Origin of the sequence: Pseudoxanthobacter sp. (genome assembly GCF_036822375.1) — a bacterium.
Taxonomy (GTDB): Bacteria; Pseudomonadota; Alphaproteobacteria; order Rhizobiales; family Segnochrobactraceae; genus Pseudoxanthobacter.
In genome coordinates this window covers 1-1,868 of the sequence record NZ_DAISHT010000367.1, presented here as the reverse complement: position 1 = coordinate 1,868, position 1,868 = coordinate 1, and the positions used below count along the sequence as shown (strand labels likewise).

General features: G+C 69.2%; 1 protein-coding gene. It reads right to left on the bottom strand.

The window, feature by feature from the left end:
* Positions 1 to 1,868 (bottom strand): NAD-glutamate dehydrogenase domain-containing protein (locus V7067_RS17675; protein WP_334177193.1); only part of this gene is annotated, 1,868 nt, incomplete at both ends.

Sequence of the window (1,868 nt, the reverse complement as noted above, 5' to 3'; positions counted from 1 at the left end):
TCCACGTCGGAGGTGTTGACGCCGGCCGAGTTGTCGATGGCGTCGGAGTTGATGCGCACGCCGCGGCGCGCCGCCTCGATGCGGCCGCGCTGGGTCACGCCCAGATTGGCGCCCTCGCCCACCACCCGGGCCCGAACGCGCGTGGCGTCGATGCGGATGGCATCGTTGGCACGGTCGCCGGCATCGGCGTCGGTCTCGCCGGAGGCGCGGATGTAGGTGCCGATGCCGCCGAACCACAACAGGTCGACCTTCGCCGACAGGATCGCCGTCATCACCTCCTGCGGCGTGGCGTGGGCCTGCGAAAGCCCCAGCACCGCCTGCACCTCCGCCGACAGCGGAATGGACTTCAGCTGCCGCGAGAACACCCCGCCGCCGGCGGAAATGAAGGCCCGGTCATAATCCGCCCAGCTCGACCGCGGCAGCGCGAACAGCCGCTCGCGCTCGGCGAAGCTGGTGGTCGGGTCCGGGTTCGGATCGAGGAAGATGTCGCGGTGGTCGAAGGCGGCCACAAGGCGGATCTGGCGCGACAGCAGCATGCCGTTGCCGAACACGTCGCCCGACATGTCGCCGACGCCGGCCACCGTGAACGGCGCGGTCTGGATATCGACGTTCACTTCGCGGAAGTGGCGCTTCACCGCCTCCCACGCGCCGCGGGCGGTAATGCCCATCTTCTTGTGGTCGTAGCCGGCCGAGCCGCCGGAGGCAAAGGCATCGCCCAGCCAGAAGCCGCGCCCTTCCGCGATGGCATTCGCCGTGTCGGAGAACGTCGCCGTGCCCTTGTCGGCCGCCACCACCAGATAGGGATCGTCGCCGTCATAGCGCACCACGCGCGCCGGCGGCTGCACCTGATCGCCGACGAGATTGTCGGTGATCTGGATCAGCGAGGAAACGAAAATCTTGTAGGCCTCGGTCCCCTCGCGGAACACCGCATCGCGGCCGGCAGAGGCCGGCGGCAGATGCTTGGGCACGAAGCCGCCCTTGGCGCCCACCGGCACGATGACGGCATTCTTGACCTGCTGGGCTTTGACGAGGCCGAGGATCTCGGTGCGGAAATCCTGCGGCCGGTCCGACCAGCGCAGACCGCCGCGCGCCACCTTGCCGAAGCGCAGGTGAATGCCCTCCACCCGCGGCGAGCAGACCCAGATCTCGCGGAACGGCCTGGGTGCCGGCAGGCCGTCCACCGCATGGGAATCGAGCTTGAAGGCCAGCGTTTCCGGCGGCTGCCCGTCCGGCCCGGCCATGAAGAAGTTGGTGCGCACGACGGCCTTCACCACATTGGCGAAATGCCGCACGATGCGGTCGTCGTCGAGGCTCGACACCGCTTCGAGCGCCGTCTCGATTTCGGCGCTGACGGCGGCAACGCGGGCCTCGCGGCCTTCGGCGTCGGCATCGGGATCGAAGCGGGCATGGAACAGCGCCACCATCAGCCGCGCCAGAGCCGGCGAGCGGTTGAAGGCGCCCCACATATAGTCCTGCGAATAGGGCGTGCGGATCTGGCGCAGATAGCGCGAGATGGCCCGCAGCATGGCGATGTCGCGCCACTCCAGCCCGGCATCGAGCAGCAGCGCGTTATAGCCGTCGGTTTCGGTGCGGCCCTGCCACACGGCCATGAACAGCGCCTCGGCGGCACCGGAAAAGGCGCTGAGGTCAATGGGCTCGCCGCTGGCGCGCTCCAGCGTCATGTCGTGCAGGTAGACCGGGCCGGCGGCCTGCGGACGGGCGAGGCGGAACGAGCGCTCGTCGATGACGCGGAAGCCCATGTCCTCCAGCACCGGCACACGGCGCGACAGCGGAATGGGCCGGTCGAGCTGGAACAGCCGCAGGGTTGCCTGCGTCTGCGGATCGCCCGCGCGGTGCAGGAAATCGAT